Origin of the sequence: Flavobacterium ovatum (assembly GCF_040703125.1) — a bacterium.
Lineage (GTDB): Bacteria > Bacteroidota > Bacteroidia > Flavobacteriales > Flavobacteriaceae > Flavobacterium > Flavobacterium ovatum.
Genome location: NZ_CP160035.1, coordinates 1,342,692 through 1,360,257, shown reverse-complemented (window position 1 = coordinate 1,360,257; position 17,566 = coordinate 1,342,692). Strand labels below are relative to the sequence as shown.

Here is a 17,566-nt window from a genome sequence, read left to right as displayed (position 1 = left end):
GTTGACTATTGCAACTAAAATTTAAGAGTAATTCCTGCTAAGAAATTAATTCCTGCTTGAGGGTAATAATAAACATAACCTCCTCCATAATCTGCTCCGTTCGAAACATAATCTACATCAAAAATATTGTTTACCAATCCAGAAAAAACAATAGATTTAAATACCGATTTAGGACTAATTGTATATGAAAAATTAAAATCATTAATGAAATAAGATTCTAATTTTGACTCCTTTACATCATTATTCGACAAATATTGCTCCCCAACCATTTTGCTTAATAAAGTCAACTGCAGTTTTTTCAGTGGCAAGAAAGTAATATTATTTCCGGCTATAAAATTAGGAGAATAAGCAATATTAGTATCTCCTAAATTAACTACTGAAGTCCCGTTATCTTCATAATAATCTTTATTCTTATTGGCACTAATCGTAGCATTTGGACTAATCATCCAATTATCTTTGATCATTATTGTTGCATCCAATTCTAAACCTAAACGATAACTATCGCCACTATTCTTACGAATTGGGCTTCCCACATTGTCTAATTGCCCTGTTAACACCAACTGATCTTTGTATGCCATATAATATACATTAGCATTCAATTTCACATTCTTATCTGCATGTCTCCAACCCAATTCAAAATCATTTAATTTCTCAGGTATTGGATTTCCATTCTTATAATCACTTCTGTTAGGCTCTCGATTTGCTCTTGCATACGAAAAGTACAAAGCGTTTTGTTTATTAACCTCATACGTCAATCCTGCTTTTGGATTAAAGAAATTGAAATTATCATTTACAACTCCCGTTTCATTACTACTCGTTTTATAATGTACATTTCTTAATTGTAAATCTCCAAACAAACTCCATTGAGCATCCAATTGATAATTAGCTTTCGCAAAAATATTACCATCCGTTTTTACTGAATTACTTGAGTCATAAATATCTCCCGATTGACTATTTGATGGGTATTGAGCCCAAAGAATTTCATCAAAATGCCTACCGTCATATTTATTATAACCTCCACCAATTACAAAATCCATTTTATCCTTTTTATAATTAGCAGAAAATGTTGTTCCATAAAAGTCATTATTCAACCATTTTCTTCTGGTGTAATCCGTTGAAGTTATTGTATTACCATCAACTGTAATTGGGTTTAAACCTAAGAAAGAATATTGCGAATCCTCACTCCAATATATATTTGTATAAAACCAGTCGTCAACAAACTCTTCATAATATCCCTTTCCTTTAGTATAATGAAAAGCTAAATTCGTACTCCAATAATCAGAAACTTTCTCATTCCAATGCAATTGCACATGATCTTGATTATAATTATCTACTTGATTTTCATAATAACCTTGAAAATCTCCCGAATCGCTGTATTTTTCTCCTACTGAATTATAGGTTCTGTTTGTTACTAAAGTTGCAGCATCCACACCATTCCAAGACTGATAAGTGCGTTCGAACCCTCCAAAAACCAAGGCTTTGATTAAGGTAGTCTTAGCTACATAAGTACCTTGTAAGAAATATGATTTTAAATCAGAACTAGCTCTATCCACATATCCATCTGATTTTAAAGTTGACAAACGACCTGCAAGTTCAAAATGATCATTCATCAAACCTGTACTAAATTTCACAGTATGTTTGTGCGTATTGAAACTTCCGTAAGAATTGGAAATCTCACCGTTACTTGCTTTTGCATAATTATCGGTCAACATATTCAAACTTGCTCCGAAAGCTCCAGAACCATTTGTAGAAGTTCCTACACCACGCTGTAACTGCAAACTTTCTACAGAAGATGCGAAATCAGGCATATTTACCCAATACGTACCATGACTTTCAGAATCATTATATGGAATTCCGTTAATGGTAACATTCACACGTGTCGCATCGCTACCACGCACTCTAATTCCGGTATAACCTACACCATTTCCAGCATCAGTAGTAGTCACCACAGACGGCATATAATTCATCAAAATTGGAATATCTTGTCCTAAATTACGGGGAGCAATTTCTTTTTTATCTAAATTACTAAAACTAACAGGCGTCTTTTGAGTCGCACGAACTGCTGAAATCAACACTTCATCCAGTTGATTTACTTTAGTAGTGTCTTTTACTTGTGCAAAAGAGAAAAGAGAAAAGAAGAAAGAAGAAAGAAGGAAGAATAAAGAAATTGAAAGATTGCTCTGTTTTCGAGTCTTGGCGCTTGGCTCTTGGCTCTTTGTTTTAAAAATAGTTTTCATTCGTAAAGATTTCACGAATAAAAGGGGCAATTATCCAGTTGTTAATTGATTTTCCATTTTGATTGTTAACTACTAATGTAATTGATCAATCATTTTTTCCCTTGACAACATTACTCGTCCAGGTTCGTTGGGTATAATCTCAGCCTTGTTCTAAATAAAATCAGAATAAAGCACCCCTTTGAGACGGCGCAAAGGTAAAAAAAGAAACAGTTTAAAAATTCACTTTCTTAATTATTTCCCAATAAAAAAATATAAATCACTACACACCAAACAATTAAACATCTGGATTTCTTCTAGATTTCTTTATTTCTGATGTGTTTTTCTTATCTTTTATTCGCTTTCTAATGACTGATTTTGGAATTTTGGTTGCTTTTCGAATCTTTGGTATCACTAATCCTTGTTCGATTAAAGATAAAAAGCGCTTAATAACAATACTTTTATTTTTTAATTGTGAGCGATCTTCATCGCACTGCAACATCAAAATATTCTCTGAAGTTAATCTCGAACGCAGTTTAGATTCTAAAACTAATTTCTCTGATTCGGAAAGCACTTGCGAATTATTCAAATCGAAAGTCAAAATAACTTTTGAAGAAACTTTATTCACATTTTGCCCACCTGCTCCGCTACTCCTTACTGCTTTGAATTTTAATTCTAATATTAATTTTTGAATTTCCACAGTCTATGATCTTTGATGAGCGGGTTTCAACAAATCATTTACTGTTTTCACAGGATTAAAAGTAACCAATGGTACCTGCACAAAAATTGTCAACCACTCGGCCATAGCTCCGTTCCATAAACCAGGTAGCTCATACGCTTTGATAGTAGTTCCCGAAATATTCTTTTCAACAATAAAACCACTATTATTATCTACAAATTTCATCAAATCAAACTTTTCTCCTTTGAAATTTTTAATACCACAAACTAAATCTACTGGATTAAAATGAGTGGATTCTTGTAAAATCTTAAGCTGTTTTGGATTATTTAAATCCACTTGATTAGACTCAACAATTTGTAACGAAATTTCTTTTTTATCATTTATCACCCAGAAAGGACCTCCTCCAGGCTCACCTTCATTTTTCACCATTCCGCAAACACGAATCGGTTTATTTAAGGCTTTTTGGATTGTCTTTATTTTATCTTCAAAAGAAAAAACACTAAAACCAAACTCCATATCAGTATTTAATTTCTTCTTAATAAAATGTACAACCTCTTGAACTTGATCTTCTTTTAAGGTTGCTTTTTCTATTTGCTTTAAATATTCAAATATCTGCTGTTGAATATTTAACAATACTCCAGCCAAGCCTTTTTTGTACAAAGCCACATTTTCATTATTATGCAAAATGACATTATCAATATTTTTAACAAAAATAATATCTGCGTCAAATTGATTTAAGTTTTCAATCAATGCACCATGTCCACCAGGTCTAAACACCAAAGTTCCATCAGCGTTTCTGAATGGATTTTCAAACATATCCACTGCAATCGAATCTGTGCTCTTATTTTGATAAGAATAGCTTACTGCTACGGCTGTTTGAGTTTCTTTTTCAACGGAATGTTTCACTTTATTAATAATCCACTCAAATTGAGACTGGTGCGCTTCAGAAACGGTGAAATGTAAATTAGAAATCCCGTCCACACTCGAATAATATCCACATTCATACAAATGCTCTTCAATAGGAGTGGCAATATTATTTAGATAAACGTGAAAAGGCAAAATCCCTTTAGGTTTATTAGCAAAATCAAAATAATCAGGGGATAGTAATATTTTTATAAAATAATAATTTTTATAATCCCTAGACAAAGAATCAAAGTTAGGATAGACTTCTTTAAGTTTAGTATACACTTCCTCAAAAAAGGGAAGCTTATCCATTCCAACAATGAAAATGGTTAAATCTTTAGCTTTCTTTCGATTAATATATGCGTTAATAGAATCTTTCTCAATATCAAACTCTTTCAAAAAGGCATTTAAAAACTTAAACATTCTTGTTGCTGCCCCAGAAGCAGGAACAAACTTCAATAATTTCAAATTGGTTTTATTAGCATCAAAAAACAAAGCACGGTTCTCAAAATCATTTTCAGACAAATTAAGAATACCATTATCCAATGTAGCTGCAGCAATTAGATTTGTTTTAGCAATTCCATTCTTCAAAAAATACACCTGTTTTTTGATATTATCTATTGAAATACCATGTGATACAATTTGCTTATTATCTGAAACCGAAAAACCTAAACCAACTCCTTTTTCTTCCAATTCTTGATTATTTATAGTTCTTATCATTATTACATATTACAATGTTAGCAACCTAATTTCAAATTACATTATTTAAATACATGCGCCAAATTTAACATTTTTTAACTAAATCGTTTGTGTAATTGCTATTGTATTTTTCGATTTTAAAATTCGGTACCATTCTCGATAGGCACTAATGGCTAAAAATGTAAAAATAAAATATTGTAAAGCTAACATTCCTAAACCTCTGTAACCATAGAGTGGAGTGGCTATTGCATCACCTATTATCCATAATGTCCAATTTTCAATTTTCTTATTTGCCATATACCACATCCCTGTAAAAAATAATCCAGCGGTAAAAATATCTACATAATTATCCCAAAGAATGGTATAATCAAAAAGGATGTAAACACCATAGACAACAATAACTGTGAGTATAAATAGAAAAACGCCAATCATTTTCTCTTTTGAGTTAGTTCTCGTTATCGGCAAAGTAGTGTCATCATCTCCTTTGACTGACCATTTATACCAACCATAAATACTCATGACACTAAAATAAGCATTGATCAACATGTCCCCTAAATAGCCCGCAAGAAAGAGCAAATACATAGTAATCACTGTTGCAATCAACCCAATTGGATAAAGCAATATATTTTCTTTTTTTGCTAATAGCACGCTCCAAATTCCGCATACAAAAGCGATAAATTCGAGAATTATATGACTAATAGGCGTCTCTTGATAAGCGTTTAAAAAAAAGTCTAACATTATAAAAATTTAAAGATTTTCAAAGGCATGACCCTTTTCAAAAAAATGAGTATCATTTTCAAAAGCAGTTCCAATCACCACTAGATCAGCTCCTGCATCGTACATTTTATTTATTTCTAACAATGAAATAATTCCGCCTCCCACAATTAATGGAATTTCAAGATTACCTGACACTAACTGAATCATTTCTTGAGGAACAGATTGTTGCGCTCCACTTCCTGCTTCAAGATAAATCAAATGATTCCCTAACATTTCGCCTGCTTGTGCCGTTGCTAGTACTAAATCATTGTTATTGCGATTCAATGGTTTGGTTTGGCTCACTGTTTCGACCGCCGTAGTTGTACCGCTTTCAATTAAGATATAGCCCGTTGGAATGATTTCAAGTTGAGTTTGTTTCAAAAGTGGAGCCGCTTTGACTTGGTGTTCAATCAAAAAATCAGGATTCCTACCTGAAAGCAATGAGAGAAATAAAATCCCATCAGCTTCGTTAGATATTTGCGAAGGATTTCCAGGGAACAAGACTATTGGCAGACTTATTTTTTGTTTTAATAGAACAATCAATTCATCGATTCTTGTGGAAGTTACAAGGCTTCCGCCAATAAAAATATGGGTAGCAGGTGATTGATTAATTTTATCAGACAAAGACCCCAAAGTTTCCCAAACAATTTTGTCTGGGTCTAATAGAATTGCTAATAATTTCTTTTTATTAGCTTTACATACTAGAATTTCTTGGTATATCTTGTTGTTTTTTTGCATCAGGCTGTAAAAGTAACGGTTTTTTCTTAACTATTTTAGTACAATACTCAAGAGATAACAGCTTAAACCGTTTCTTCAAGACATGATTAAAATCATAAAGAAAAGATTTTTATAAAACTATATTTGCATAAACCCGTACTTCCCGCAGTACTATCATTAAATACACTATCATGAACAAAATGCAAAAAGACATTACCAACAGAGAAGACATCTCTTTATTAGTTCATACGTTTTATGATAAGATAAGAGCAGATGAAGAAATTAGTTTTTATTTTAACGAAATGATTCAAGATTGGGAAGAGCATCTGGAAAAATTGACTGATTTTTGGGAAATGAACCTCTTTGGTGGTAAAAAATATAAAGGTGATCCTTTGCAAGCTCATGTAAAAGTGGACACTCATTTTGGCGCGAAAATTGGCCCTAATGAATTTGGGATTTGGCTAAACCATTGGGCGCAAACTTTAGATGACCTTTTTGAAGGTGAAAATGTAGACATCTTGAAGCGTAGAGCTAGAAAAATGGGGACTTTTATCTATATGGGAATATTTAACAGTCGTAGCTAGAGCGATTTTTAGTTCCACAGAGATGCGCTAAAGAAGACGCAGAGGTACGCAAACGTTTTTAAAACATATAAGAAACATAAGCCCATATAAGCGCGGCGGTTACGCTGCTACTTTATCAAACATATAAGTTTTTTGAGTTTTTAGTTCCGCAGAGATGCACTAAGAAAAAACACAAAGTTGCGCTAAGGTTTTTAAAACATAGCGGAGATCTAAGTACATATAAGTTTTGCGTTTTAAAACTTAATTATTTATTACATCCAAAAAACATACAGTTCTCGTAGTCTTCGACAGGCTCAGACGGACACCAATAACATCTGTTTTTTCTCAGTACAATTAGTGTTCAATCTTCGAACTCATAACTTATAATTCAAAACTCACAACTAAAGCTACTCTTTCTCAAAAGCATAGACTAGTCCAAAGTTTTCTATGGCTTCGTAATAGACATGGAACTGTTTTTGAATGTTTCCAAAATTCAGGTTGGCGGTAGTTTTTATTTCTTCTAACTCAAAAGGAAGGACTGAGATATGGTCTTTGAAACTGATTCCTTTTTCGTTTTGGATTTTGAAAATTGCCTCTTTGGTTCCCCAGATTACGGTGAGCTTTTGAATGTAGTTTTCTACATCTGCTTTATTGAGGTATTCAGACTCAGCTGTTATAAATTTGTCTGCGATGCGAATGATTTTTTCTCGGTGTAGTTCGACATCGATTCCTACTGGCCTATTACTGATGATGATTGCCGAAAACTCATGCGAATGGGTGATGGAAATGCATTTATCATCCTTGAGGTGTGGTTTCCCGAACTCGTCATAATACAACTCTAAATCATTATACCCTGCTTCTTGAAGGAGTTTGCGAACACTCAAAAATCCGCGTTGGTGCAATTCGGATTTCATTCCGTTTAGTCGTTCGCGGTTCTTCATGTTTAACACTACTTCAGAGAAAAGCTGATCGTAGGTTTCGGTGATTTTCCAAACGAGAATTTGGGTTTGTGGGTCGAAAAAAAAGTTTTTGTATAACGGCATTTTGTTGGTTTTGCTGGGTTTTTTAGCCCCGATAGTAGTGAAAATCCTTTTGGGGGCTTTTGTTTTGCCCCCAAAAGATTGTAACGAATAGCGGGAAATAGCTCCTAATCAACTAAGCTTGAACTATTTATTTTGCTGGTTTTTAAAAACTTAGACTCGTAAACAATTCATAAATGTTTGTAAATCTTTTTTAAATCGTAACTTATTACGTAAATTTGCACCGAATTTTATAATTACAAATATACTATAAATGAGTACATCGACTATGCCTTATGTGGCTTTCAAAGTAAAAGATATTTCTCTAGCGGCTTGGGGAAGAAAAGAAATTGAATTGGCAGAAGCTGAAATGCCAGGTTTAATGGCACTTCGTGCTGAATACAAAGACGAACAACCACTTGCTGGAGCTCGTATTGCAGGATGTTTGCACATGACGATTCAAACAGCGGTTTTGATCGAAACTTTGATCGCTCTTGGTGCTGAAGTGACTTGGTCATCATGTAACATTTTCTCTACTCAAGATCAGGCTGCTGCTGCAATGGCTGCTGCTGGAATTCAGGTTTATGCTTGGAAAGGTTTGAACGATGTGGATTTTGACTGGTGTATTGAGCAAACATTATTCTTTGGTGAAGATAAAAAACCATTGAACATGATTCTTGATGATGGTGGAGATTTGACAAATATGGTTATTGACCGTTTCCCTGAATTGGTTCCTGGAATCAAAGGATTGTCTGAAGAAACGACTACTGGAGTTCACAGATTATACGAAAGAATGAAAGCGGGAACATTGCCAATGCCAGCGATCAACGTTAATGACTCGGTTACTAAATCGAAGTTTGATAACAAATACGGTTGTAAAGAATCTGCAGTTGATGCAGTTCGTCGTGCTACTGACATTATGTTAGCTGGAAAAAGAGTGATCGTTTGTGGTTACGGTGATGTAGGTAAAGGTACTGCAGCTTCTTTTAGAGGTGCTGGTTCTATTGTTACAGTTACTGAAATTGACCCAATTTGTGCGCTACAAGCTGCAATGGACGGTTTTGAAGTTAAAAAATTAAACACTGTTGTTGCTAATGCTGATATCATCATTACGACAACTGGAAATAAAGATATTATTCAAGGAAGTCACTTTGAGCAAATGAAAGATAAAACGATCGTTTGCAACATCGGGCATTTTGATAACGAAATTGCTGTTGCTTGGTTGAATACTAACCACGGAGCTTCGAAAATCGAAATCAAACCTCAGGTTGACAAATATACTATCAATGGTAAAGACATCATCCTTTTGGCTGAAGGTCGTTTGGTAAACCTTGGTTGTGCTACAGGTCACCCAAGTTTTGTAATGAGTAACTCATTTACGAACCAAACTTTGGCTCAAATAGAATTGTGGAAAAACAGTGCTGCTTACAAAAATGAAGTGTACATGTTACCTAAATACCTTGATGAAAAAGTGGCTATGTTGCACCTTGCTAAATTGGGTGTTGAATTGGAAACTTTGAGCACTGAACAGGCTGCTTATATTGGAGTTGGAGTTGAAGGACCATTCAAACCAGAATACTACAGATACTAGAAATATTTTTGATTGTTGATTATAGATTAACGATTGCAGATTTATAGAAACCCTCGCTAAAAACTGAACTAAATTCAGTTTGAATGCGAGGGTTTTTCATTTTCTACAATTAAAAAGAATAATATTTATCTAAATATCGCCCATAGAATAAAACTAATAGAATCTGAATTTTGATCAAATTACTTTACAATTTACAAATAAGCATAAAACAAAATTGCACGCTTCTTACTATTATTGAAATAGTATCAGAAATAATAAAAACAAAAAACCCAAAATACTGAGTATTTTGGGTTTTTCTGGTGCGGATAATAGGACTCGAACCTACACGCCTTGCGGCACCAGATCCTAAGTCTGGCATGTCTACCAATTTCACCATATCCGCGTGCAATTGTGGGTGCAAATATAAACATAAGTTCCAATATACAAAGCAATTTTTAAAAAAAATTAATTGCCATTTTTTTGTATTTTTGAAAGTACCTAAAGTTTACTTACAATATGGATAACATCAAGATTTACATTCAAGAAAACAAAGACCGTATTATCAACGAACTCATTGAGTTACTTAAAATCCCATCTGTCAGTGCAGACCCCGTGTACTCACAAGATGTCATTGATACCTCAGAACACATCAAAGAAAGTTTAGAAAAAGCAGGCTGCGATTTTGTCGAAATATGCGAAACGGAAGGCTACCCTATCGTTTATGGCGAAAAAATCATAGACCCAAAATTACCAACCATCCTAGTTTACGGACATTATGACGTACAACCAGCAGACCCAATCGAATTATGGACTTCTCCCCCATTTGAACCCGAAATAAAAATCACCGATACCCATCCCGAAGGCGCAATATTCGCCCGTGGTGCTTGTGATGACAAAGGACAAATGTACATGCATGTCAAAGCATTCGAATACATGATTAAAAACGACTGCTTGCCTTGCAACGTCAAATTCATGATCGAAGGTGAAGAAGAAGTAGGAAGCGTTAACCTAAAAACATTTGTAGAAAACAATACTAAGAAACTCCAAAACGACGTCATACTGATTTCCGATACCGGAATGATTTCAAACCAGCAACCCTCTATTACCACAGGATTGCGTGGCTTGAGCTATGTAGAAGTCGAAGTTACAGGACCTAATAGAGACTTACATTCTGGATTATACGGCGGAGCCGTTGCCAATCCTATCAATATTTTAGCCAAAATGATTGCGTCACTACACGACGAAAACAACCATATTACCATTCCTGGGTTTTATGACAAAGTACAAGAATTGTCTACCGAAGAACGAGCCGAAATGGCCAAAGCACCTTTCGACATCGAAAAATATAAAAAAGCACTCGACCTCAACGATGTCTATGGCGAAGCAGGATACACTACCAACGAGCGTAATTCTATTCGTCCCACTTTAGACGTAAACGGAATTTGGGGCGGATACATTGGTGAAGGTGCTAAAACGGTCATTGCCAGCAAAGCGTTTGCCAAAATATCCATGCGATTGGTTCCCAATCAAGACTGGGAAGAAATCACCGAATTGTTCTCGAAACATTTTACCGCTATCGCTCCAGCTGGAGTTACAGTTAAGGTAAAACCGCATCACGGAGGTCAAGGTTACGTAACCCCAATTGATAGTATTGGCTACAAAGCCGCAAACATGGCTTATACCGAAACCTTTGGAATTCCAGCCATTCCTGTTCGTTCAGGAGGAAGTATCCCTATTGTAGCTTTATTCGAAAAAGAATTAAAAAGTAAAACGATTTTGATGGGATTTGGACTCGACAGCGATTCCATTCACTCACCAAACGAGCATTTCGGAATTTTTAATTACCTAAAAGGAATCGAAACGATTCCGTTATTTTATAAATATTTTGTAGAATTATCAAGATAAACAATTTCTAAAAATGAAATTCCATTCAACTATTTTATTTATTATATTAATTTTCAGTACTACAATAAATCTAGCTCAAGAAATGCCTCTTGAAACCACTATTATTCCAGAAGAAAAAATATATAAAACTTCTGAACTAACTAAAGAAACAACCTTCCCAGGAGGTATGCAAAAGTTTTATATTTTCATATCAAAGCTATACAAGGTTCCAGAAACACCCCCTAACATTAAATTAAAAGGAAGTATATATATTACTTTTATCGTTGAAAAAGATGGATCGATTAGCAACGAAAGGATAATCAGAGATATTGGCTATGGAACAGGCGAAGAAAGTTTGAGGGTATTGAGATTATGTCCTAAATGGATACCCGGCAAAATAAACGAAAAAAATGTTCGTGTGCAATATACTTTACCTATTGCGATTCAAGAGCCAGACCGACGAGAAAAAGAAAATCTTCAAAATCTCAAACAACAAGAATTAACCACTTTAGACTCAATAAAACCATCTTTCCCAGGAGGAATCAAAGACTTTTATCAATTTATACATGATAATTTCAAAATCACTAAAGAAGCATTCGATAATAAAATAAAAGGAAAAGTACATGCCGCTTTTGTAGTAGAAAAAGACGGATCATTGTCTGATTTCAAAATCCTTAATGATTTGGGTTACGGAACAGGAGAAGAGATAATTAGGGTATTGAAACTTAGCCCTAAATGGAGTCCCGGAATCATAAATGGCAAAACAGTACGGTGTCAATATAGCGTACCAATAACTATTCAAACAGAATAACACCCCTAAAAACTAATAAGCTTCAGGAGAGCAACAAATATTCAAATTTAATTATTTATAAAATCCAGAAAGACAAAACGACAAATATTTAAATAATGTAAATATTTGTCGTTTTGTCTAATAAAGTAAAAAATATGAATCCCTCAATCTACAATCAAAAATAAGTTCACATTTACAATCCTGTTTTAATTAATCGCAAATTATCCAAATTCGTTTGTGCTTCTGATGACAAAGAACTCAACAGCAAATTAGTTTGTTCAAACTGATCGGTATTGATTTTATACAAATATTCTGTTCCACTAGTTAAGTGAATTAGTTTGTAATTATCGTTTCTCAACGTATACCCTTCGGTAGAAGAATTCAAAGAAGTAAACAATTCGCTATACACAAACGTTCTTTTGGCCGAAGAACTTCCAGTCAAAAAAGGTTTAATACTTACACCATCTTGATAAGAAGTCGTTCCTGTTCCCGCAATATCGGCAAAAGTGCTAAACAAATCCGGAGCCTGTACCAAAGTAGTTTCGATTTGATTTTTACGACTCACGTTTTTACCACAAATAATTAAAGGCGTATTTACACCTCCTTGATACAAAGTACTTTTCACCCTTGTAGAAGAGTATGGACTTTGAGCTACTCGTGGCGGAGTTCCATTATCACCTATAATCACAAAAACGGTATTTTCTTTTTGGGCAGCAGTCATAGAATGAATCATTCTCCCAATTTCAGTATCCATAGCCTCAATAGCTGCCAGATAATACGGAAACGGATTCGAACTTATAGTCGCACTATTGTCGCTTAAGGTTTGATTCGAAATCAAACTCAAAGGTGGCCTATGAAATGGCGTATGTGGCGCATTGAAAGCCAACCACAGAAAGAACGGATTTGTTTGCTTCTTCATCCAATCTACCGATTGATTAACAAAATGAGTAGTCGAATAAGTGGTAACATTGGACTGAACGCCATTACTAGTTTGTGTCCAATTGTAATAATCGGTCACACCCCCTGTCAAAAATCCAGAGTAATACTGAATCCCAAAACTTTCTGGTGCATCTAGTTGAGAGTTCAAACTCACATGCCATTTTCCAATCAGCGCCGTTGCATAGGCATTCGACGTTTTATCATTGATGTATTTCTGAATTACAGTCTCTGTACTTTTCAAATACCCTACTTGAGGTGCTTCAACCCCACCTACACTGGTTCTAAAACCATATCGACCCGTAAGTATTGCTGCTCTGGTTGGCGAACATTCGGGATTTGTCCAAAAATTGGTAAAAGTCACTCCTTTGGTTGCCAAAGAATCAAGAATTGGAGTAGTTGCCTTACTGGAACTGTCTCCAATATATTTCCCAAACACATCCCAACCCATATCATCGGCGACAATAAATACGATATTGGGAGCTTGGGTGGTCGTAACAATTGGAGTAATTACAGGAGTTGCATCATCTTCCCCACAAGAGATGAAAATTGACAATAGAAAATAGAATAACAAGCTTATTTTTCGATCTGTATACATAAAGGTAGTTTTACTAATTAAACCTTATACTAATTTGCCTTTGAATTTACTGTTTTACATTTTGTGAAATCGAACACTTCGACTAGCACTCAGTACGGGCTCAAGTATTGATTATTTACAACGCCAGAACGAGGTTTCGACTGCGCTCAACCTGACAAACGTTAACCATCATATACCAGTAAATTTAAAACTCAAATGGTATTAGTAATAAATTGTAAAGGCATTTAAATTTAGACGATATTTTATAATAAATCATTCAGTTCATTTAATTAATGATCCCTTTTCATATTTTATACCCAAAATACGGCATGATTTCTTCCTTAAAATGAACACCATAATCTTCTAATTCTCTAAGGATAGGTTCATATACTTCTTTTCGAATAGGCAATTGTACTCCATAAGTTTTGATTTTACCATTTAGAATTAACAAACTGGCAATCGCCACGGGCAATCCAACTGTTTTCGCCATGGCAGTATAAGTCTGATCATCGCCAATACACACCATTTTGGAATCTATTTGCTTTTTCACCCCTTCCAATTCAAAACCAAATTTATGATACATCACAATCATGTCTTTATCCGCTGCTTGTAATGTCCAACTATCATTTAGGATTTTTTCCAGAATTTGTGCGGGAGTAGCATTGGGCAATCCAACGATTTTATTAGTATTAAACAAATCTAATTCTTCTAATTTTTCCCACATAATATCGTCTTGGTCAATTTTAAGAAGCAAACGCATTTTTATTTCAACTGAATCTGTGGCGTGATAAGGCAAAAAAGAGTTTACATATTGACGATAATTCATGTTTTCAGAATCTTCCATCACATAACTATCATCCGTCATTCCGAGTTGCACGAACATATTCCAAGCTTTAGAAAAACCTACTCTACGAATAGTACCGCGGTACAAAGTCAATACCTCATCGAGACCGTAAACCGATTTGTATTTTAAAGAATCTCTGTTGGGATACGCTTCGAATTTACCGTAACCGGCCACTTCTAGAAATTCGGTTCTGCGAAACAGATTGCAATACGGAATATATTTATAAGTCCCTTCCTGAAGAAATTTAGCCGAGCCACCTTGTCCTGCCAAAACTACATTGCGAGGCGCCCAAGTGAATTTGTAATTCCACAGATTGTTGTCGGATTCTGGCGCTACGAGTCCACCACAAAAAGATTCAAACAGCAGCATTTTCCCGCCTTTATCTCGTATTTCGTCAATAACTTTCATGGCACTCATGTGATCAATTCCTGGATCTAGTCCTATTTCGTTCATGAAAATTAAACTATTGGCTTTGGCGGCTTCATCCAATTCTTGCATTTGGTCACTGATGTAAGAAGCGGTTACCAAATGTTTTTTGAATCGAACACAACCTTTAGCTACTTCTATATGCAAATGTGCGGGCAACATTGAAATGACCAAACTGGCTTTTTGGATGGCTTCACTCCTTTGTTCTTGATCAAAAATATCCAAAGCAATTGCGGTTGCATTGGGATGATTGAGAGTCTTTTTTTGAGCCAATTCTAATGAGATATCTGCAATTACTAATTGTAATTTTTCTACAGTAGATTTATCCAATAGATACCGAATCAAAGATGATGCTGATCGTCCTGCTCCTATAATTAGTATGTTTCTCATATTGATTGATTTTTGTTTTGGACAATGAAAATTTTTTGCCACGAATGTTCACGAATTAATTTTAAAGGAATTAGTAAAAATTGCTACGCAAACATAGAAATTTGTAAAATTATTTTTTGAATCCCTAGCGATTCGTAACTACTAAGAAGACCTTACAAACAAATTTACAAAAAGAGAATTCTAATAATCCCTTTTTCAACTGATAATAAAAATAGGCTTTTCACACGAGTCTGCGGGAGTGGTAGTCCTGAAGTTTCGGGAGACATCCTATTGGGTTGCGATAGCAAACACAAAAGATATAGCGGATGACACGACAGCATACTGAAAAAGGGCCTTATCCACAAACTGAATAGCACTTTTTTAGGATGGCCCCGAAGCTTCGGGGCGCCCAAATGTTTCTAATTATTCAAAAATAATGACTGATTTCTCCTGAGATAGAATACTTTTGTAATTCAAAAAAATCACGACAAAATGGACAAAAAAATCATTTATACAGGCGCATTGATGGGGATGATTGCTATCATTTTTGGAGCTTTTGGGGCTCATGCTTTGAAAAAAATACTGACTCCCGAATTGCTAGCCACTTTTGAAACTGGAGTGCGTTACCAAATGTATCAGGCGTTTTTCTTGTTGTTATTGCCTAGCTTCAAAGTTCTTTCAAACAAGACCAAAAACACTATTTATTACCTGATTGTCGTTGGCGTAGTTTTGTTTTCAGGATCGATATATGGATTGGCGACAAACTATTTAACTCCTTTTGACTTTAAGACGATTGGATTTATCACTCCAATTGGCGGACTACTGCTAATTATAGGCTGGGGGACCTTGTTTTTCCGTTATTTAAAGAGCAAACCCTAGGGTTTTACGGGTTTAAATCGTTATCTTTAATGTAGGTTTTAACAACGCTAAATACTACTATTTATGAATAACAACACCTTAAACGCTATACATTATCTTGATAATATTGGGATTAAACATACACAAATTCACTATCAACTATCTCCCGAAGAATTACAAAAAAGAACTATAGCTGTTGGGCAAGGAACTGAAACGAATACTGGCGCACTAGCAATTCAAACCGGAAAATTTTCTGGACGCTCTCCACTAGATCGGTTTATTGTCAAAGATGCTATTACAGAAAATGATGTGTGGTGGGGAGATGTCAACATCCCTTTTGAACCAGCACATTTTGACGCTTTATACAATAAACTGACGGCATACTTATCGAATAAAGAACTATATGTAAGGGATGCTTATGTATGTGCTGACCCCAATTACCGCTTAAATGTGCGTGTGGTTACCGAAACCGCTTGGGCAAATTTGTTTTGTCACAATATGTTTTTACGTTTAAATCCAGATGAATTAGAACATTTTACGGCAGACTGGACGGTAATTTGCGCGCCAAGTTTCTTAGCAGATCCAGCTACAGACCACACTAGACAAGGGAATTTTGCGATTTTGAATTTTACTCGAAAAATTGCCATGATTGGCGGCACGGGTTATACGGGAGAAATAAAAAAAGGGATTTTCTCAGCCCTGAATTTCATACTTCCTGTTACACGAAATGTCCTTTCAATGCACTGCAGTGCTAATGTTGGGACTAATGGTGAAACGGCAATTTTCTTTGGATTATCCGGCACTGGAAAAACAACTTTATCAGCAGATCCAAAACGAAAATTGATTGGCGACGATGAACACGGTTGGACACCTGAGAATACGGTTTTTAATTTTGAAGGTGGTTGCTATGCCAAAGTGGTAAACTTATCAGAAGAAAACGAACCCGATATTTATAGAGCGGTACGAAAAGGCGCTTTGCTAGAAAATATCGTTTACAAAAAGGGCACTAACGAAGTTGATTATACTGATATTTCGGTGACTCCAAATACTCGTGTTAGCTATCCTATTGAAAACATTGACAACATACAACCTGGCTCTATAGGAGGCAATCCTAAAAACATCTTTTTCTTAACAGCAGATTCTTTCGGAATCTTACCTCCTATTTCTAAATTGACACCGGGACAGGCGGCCTATCATTTTATCTCGGGTTACACTGCAAAAATAGCAGGAACAGAAGCGGGTGTCACAGAACCCACGCCTAACTTTTCGGCTTGTTTTGGCGCACCTTTCATGCCCTTACACCCCACTCGATATGCAGAGATGTTAAGTCAGAAAATAAAAGAAGACGACGCTACCGTTTGGCTGATAAATACTGGATGGACTGGTGGCGCCTACGGAACAGGAAGCCGTATGAAATTGAAATATACTCGCGCCATGATTGACGCTGCACTACACGGAGAATTGGACAAAGTAGAATATGAAAATCATTCCGTATTTGGAATGGCGATTCCGCAATCTTGCCCTAATGTTCCAAGTGAAATTTTGAATCCAAGAGATACTTGGAACAACAAAGATTTATATGATACCAAAGCCAAAGAATTAGCAAAAAGATTTAAAGCCAACTTCAAGCAATTTTCGTCTTATGCAAATGACGAGATTATGGCAGGAGCGCCAAAGATTTGATTTTTGATTAACGATTTTTGATTTTTTAAAAACGTAGTTCGTAAAGGATTTTTTGAAATTGACTTTTGACTTTTGAAAAA

General features: G+C 35.2%; 14 protein-coding genes and 1 tRNA gene. 6 read left to right on the top strand and 9 right to left on the bottom strand.

Features of this window, described 5'->3' with window-relative positions:
• Positions 1–14 precede the first annotated feature (14 nt).
• The 5 genes from ABZP37_RS05830 to ABZP37_RS05810 form a co-directional block, all read right to left on the bottom strand.
• Complete coding sequence (locus ABZP37_RS05830; protein ID WP_366186416.1) at positions 15–2,237, bottom strand: TonB-dependent receptor; 2,223 nt, start codon at positions 2,235–2,237, stop codon at positions 15–17.
• 274 nt (positions 2,238–2,511) lie between these two features.
• Positions 2,512–2,913 (bottom strand): alternative ribosome rescue aminoacyl-tRNA hydrolase ArfB, encoded by a 402-nt coding sequence (gene arfB, locus ABZP37_RS05825; RefSeq protein ID WP_366186414.1) that lies wholly within the window; start codon positions 2,911–2,913, stop codon positions 2,512–2,514.
• Positions 2,914–2,916: 3 nt separating this feature from the next.
• Positions 2,917–4,515: a DUF4301 family protein gene (locus tag ABZP37_RS05820; RefSeq protein ID WP_366186412.1), complete on the bottom strand. Its 1,599-nt coding sequence runs from the start codon at positions 4,513–4,515 to the stop codon at positions 2,917–2,919.
• A 78-nt stretch (positions 4,516–4,593) separates the two neighbouring features.
• Positions 4,594–5,232: a nicotinamide riboside transporter PnuC gene (pnuC, locus tag ABZP37_RS05815; protein WP_366186410.1), complete on the bottom strand. Its 639-nt coding sequence runs from the start codon at positions 5,230–5,232 to the stop codon at positions 4,594–4,596.
• 9 nt (positions 5,233–5,241) lie between these two features.
• Complete coding sequence (locus tag ABZP37_RS05810) at positions 5,242–5,988, bottom strand: geranylgeranylglyceryl/heptaprenylglyceryl phosphate synthase (RefSeq protein WP_366186408.1); 747 nt, start codon at positions 5,986–5,988, stop codon at positions 5,242–5,244.
• 179 nt (positions 5,989–6,167) lie between these two features.
• On the opposite strand from ABZP37_RS05810, the gene ABZP37_RS05805 reads away from it, so the two are divergent.
• Positions 6,168–6,551 (top strand): group III truncated hemoglobin, encoded by a 384-nt coding sequence (locus tag ABZP37_RS05805; RefSeq protein WP_366187484.1) that lies wholly within the window; start codon positions 6,168–6,170, stop codon positions 6,549–6,551.
• A gap of 386 nt (positions 6,552–6,937) precedes the next feature.
• Here ABZP37_RS05805 and ABZP37_RS05800 read toward each other — a convergent pair whose 3' ends face one another.
• A complete protein-coding gene (locus ABZP37_RS05800) occupies positions 6,938–7,573 on the bottom strand; it encodes a 4'-phosphopantetheinyl transferase superfamily protein (RefSeq protein WP_366186406.1) in 636 nt (211 codons plus the stop codon).
• 250 nt (positions 7,574–7,823) lie between these two features.
• On the opposite strand from ABZP37_RS05800, the gene ahcY reads away from it, so the two are divergent.
• Positions 7,824–9,140: an adenosylhomocysteinase gene (gene ahcY, locus ABZP37_RS05795; protein ID WP_366186404.1), complete on the top strand. Its 1,317-nt coding sequence runs from the start codon at positions 7,824–7,826 to the stop codon at positions 9,138–9,140.
• A 297-nt stretch (positions 9,141–9,437) separates the two neighbouring features.
• Here the strand turns inward: ahcY and ABZP37_RS05790 are convergent.
• Positions 9,438–9,522: transfer RNA gene (locus ABZP37_RS05790), tRNA-Leu, on the bottom strand.
• A gap of 113 nt (positions 9,523–9,635) precedes the next feature.
• Here ABZP37_RS05790 and ABZP37_RS05785 point away from each other — a divergent pair.
• Entirely contained in the window at positions 9,636–11,024 is a 1,389-nt protein-coding gene (locus ABZP37_RS05785) for a dipeptidase (RefSeq protein WP_366186402.1), read from the top strand.
• Between the two features lie 13 nt (positions 11,025–11,037).
• The gene (locus tag ABZP37_RS05780; protein WP_366186400.1) at positions 11,038–11,814 is read left to right on the top strand and encodes an energy transducer TonB; all 777 of its coding nucleotides are present in this window, start codon (positions 11,038–11,040) and stop codon (positions 11,812–11,814) included.
• A gap of 172 nt (positions 11,815–11,986) precedes the next feature.
• On the opposite strand, the gene ABZP37_RS05775 is transcribed toward ABZP37_RS05780, so the two are convergent.
• Both ABZP37_RS05775 and ABZP37_RS05770 read right to left on the bottom strand, forming a co-directional pair.
• Positions 11,987–13,327: a sulfatase-like hydrolase/transferase gene (locus ABZP37_RS05775; RefSeq protein WP_366186398.1), complete on the bottom strand. Its 1,341-nt coding sequence runs from the start codon at positions 13,325–13,327 to the stop codon at positions 11,987–11,989.
• Positions 13,328–13,610: 283 nt separating this feature from the next.
• A complete protein-coding gene (locus ABZP37_RS05770) occupies positions 13,611–14,966 on the bottom strand; it encodes a saccharopine dehydrogenase C-terminal domain-containing protein (protein WP_366186396.1) in 1,356 nt (451 codons plus the stop codon).
• Between the two features lie 471 nt (positions 14,967–15,437).
• Between ABZP37_RS05770 and ABZP37_RS05765 the strand changes: the two genes are divergently transcribed.
• Positions 15,438–15,824: a DUF423 domain-containing protein gene (locus ABZP37_RS05765; protein ID WP_366186394.1), complete on the top strand. Its 387-nt coding sequence runs from the start codon at positions 15,438–15,440 to the stop codon at positions 15,822–15,824.
• Positions 15,825–15,887: 63 nt separating this feature from the next.
• Positions 15,888–17,486 carry a phosphoenolpyruvate carboxykinase (ATP) gene (pckA, locus tag ABZP37_RS05760; protein ID WP_366186393.1) on the top strand — a complete coding sequence of 533 codons (1,599 nt, stop codon included), beginning with the start codon at positions 15,888–15,890 and terminating at the stop codon, positions 17,484–17,486.
• Positions 17,487–17,566 lie beyond the last annotated feature (80 nt).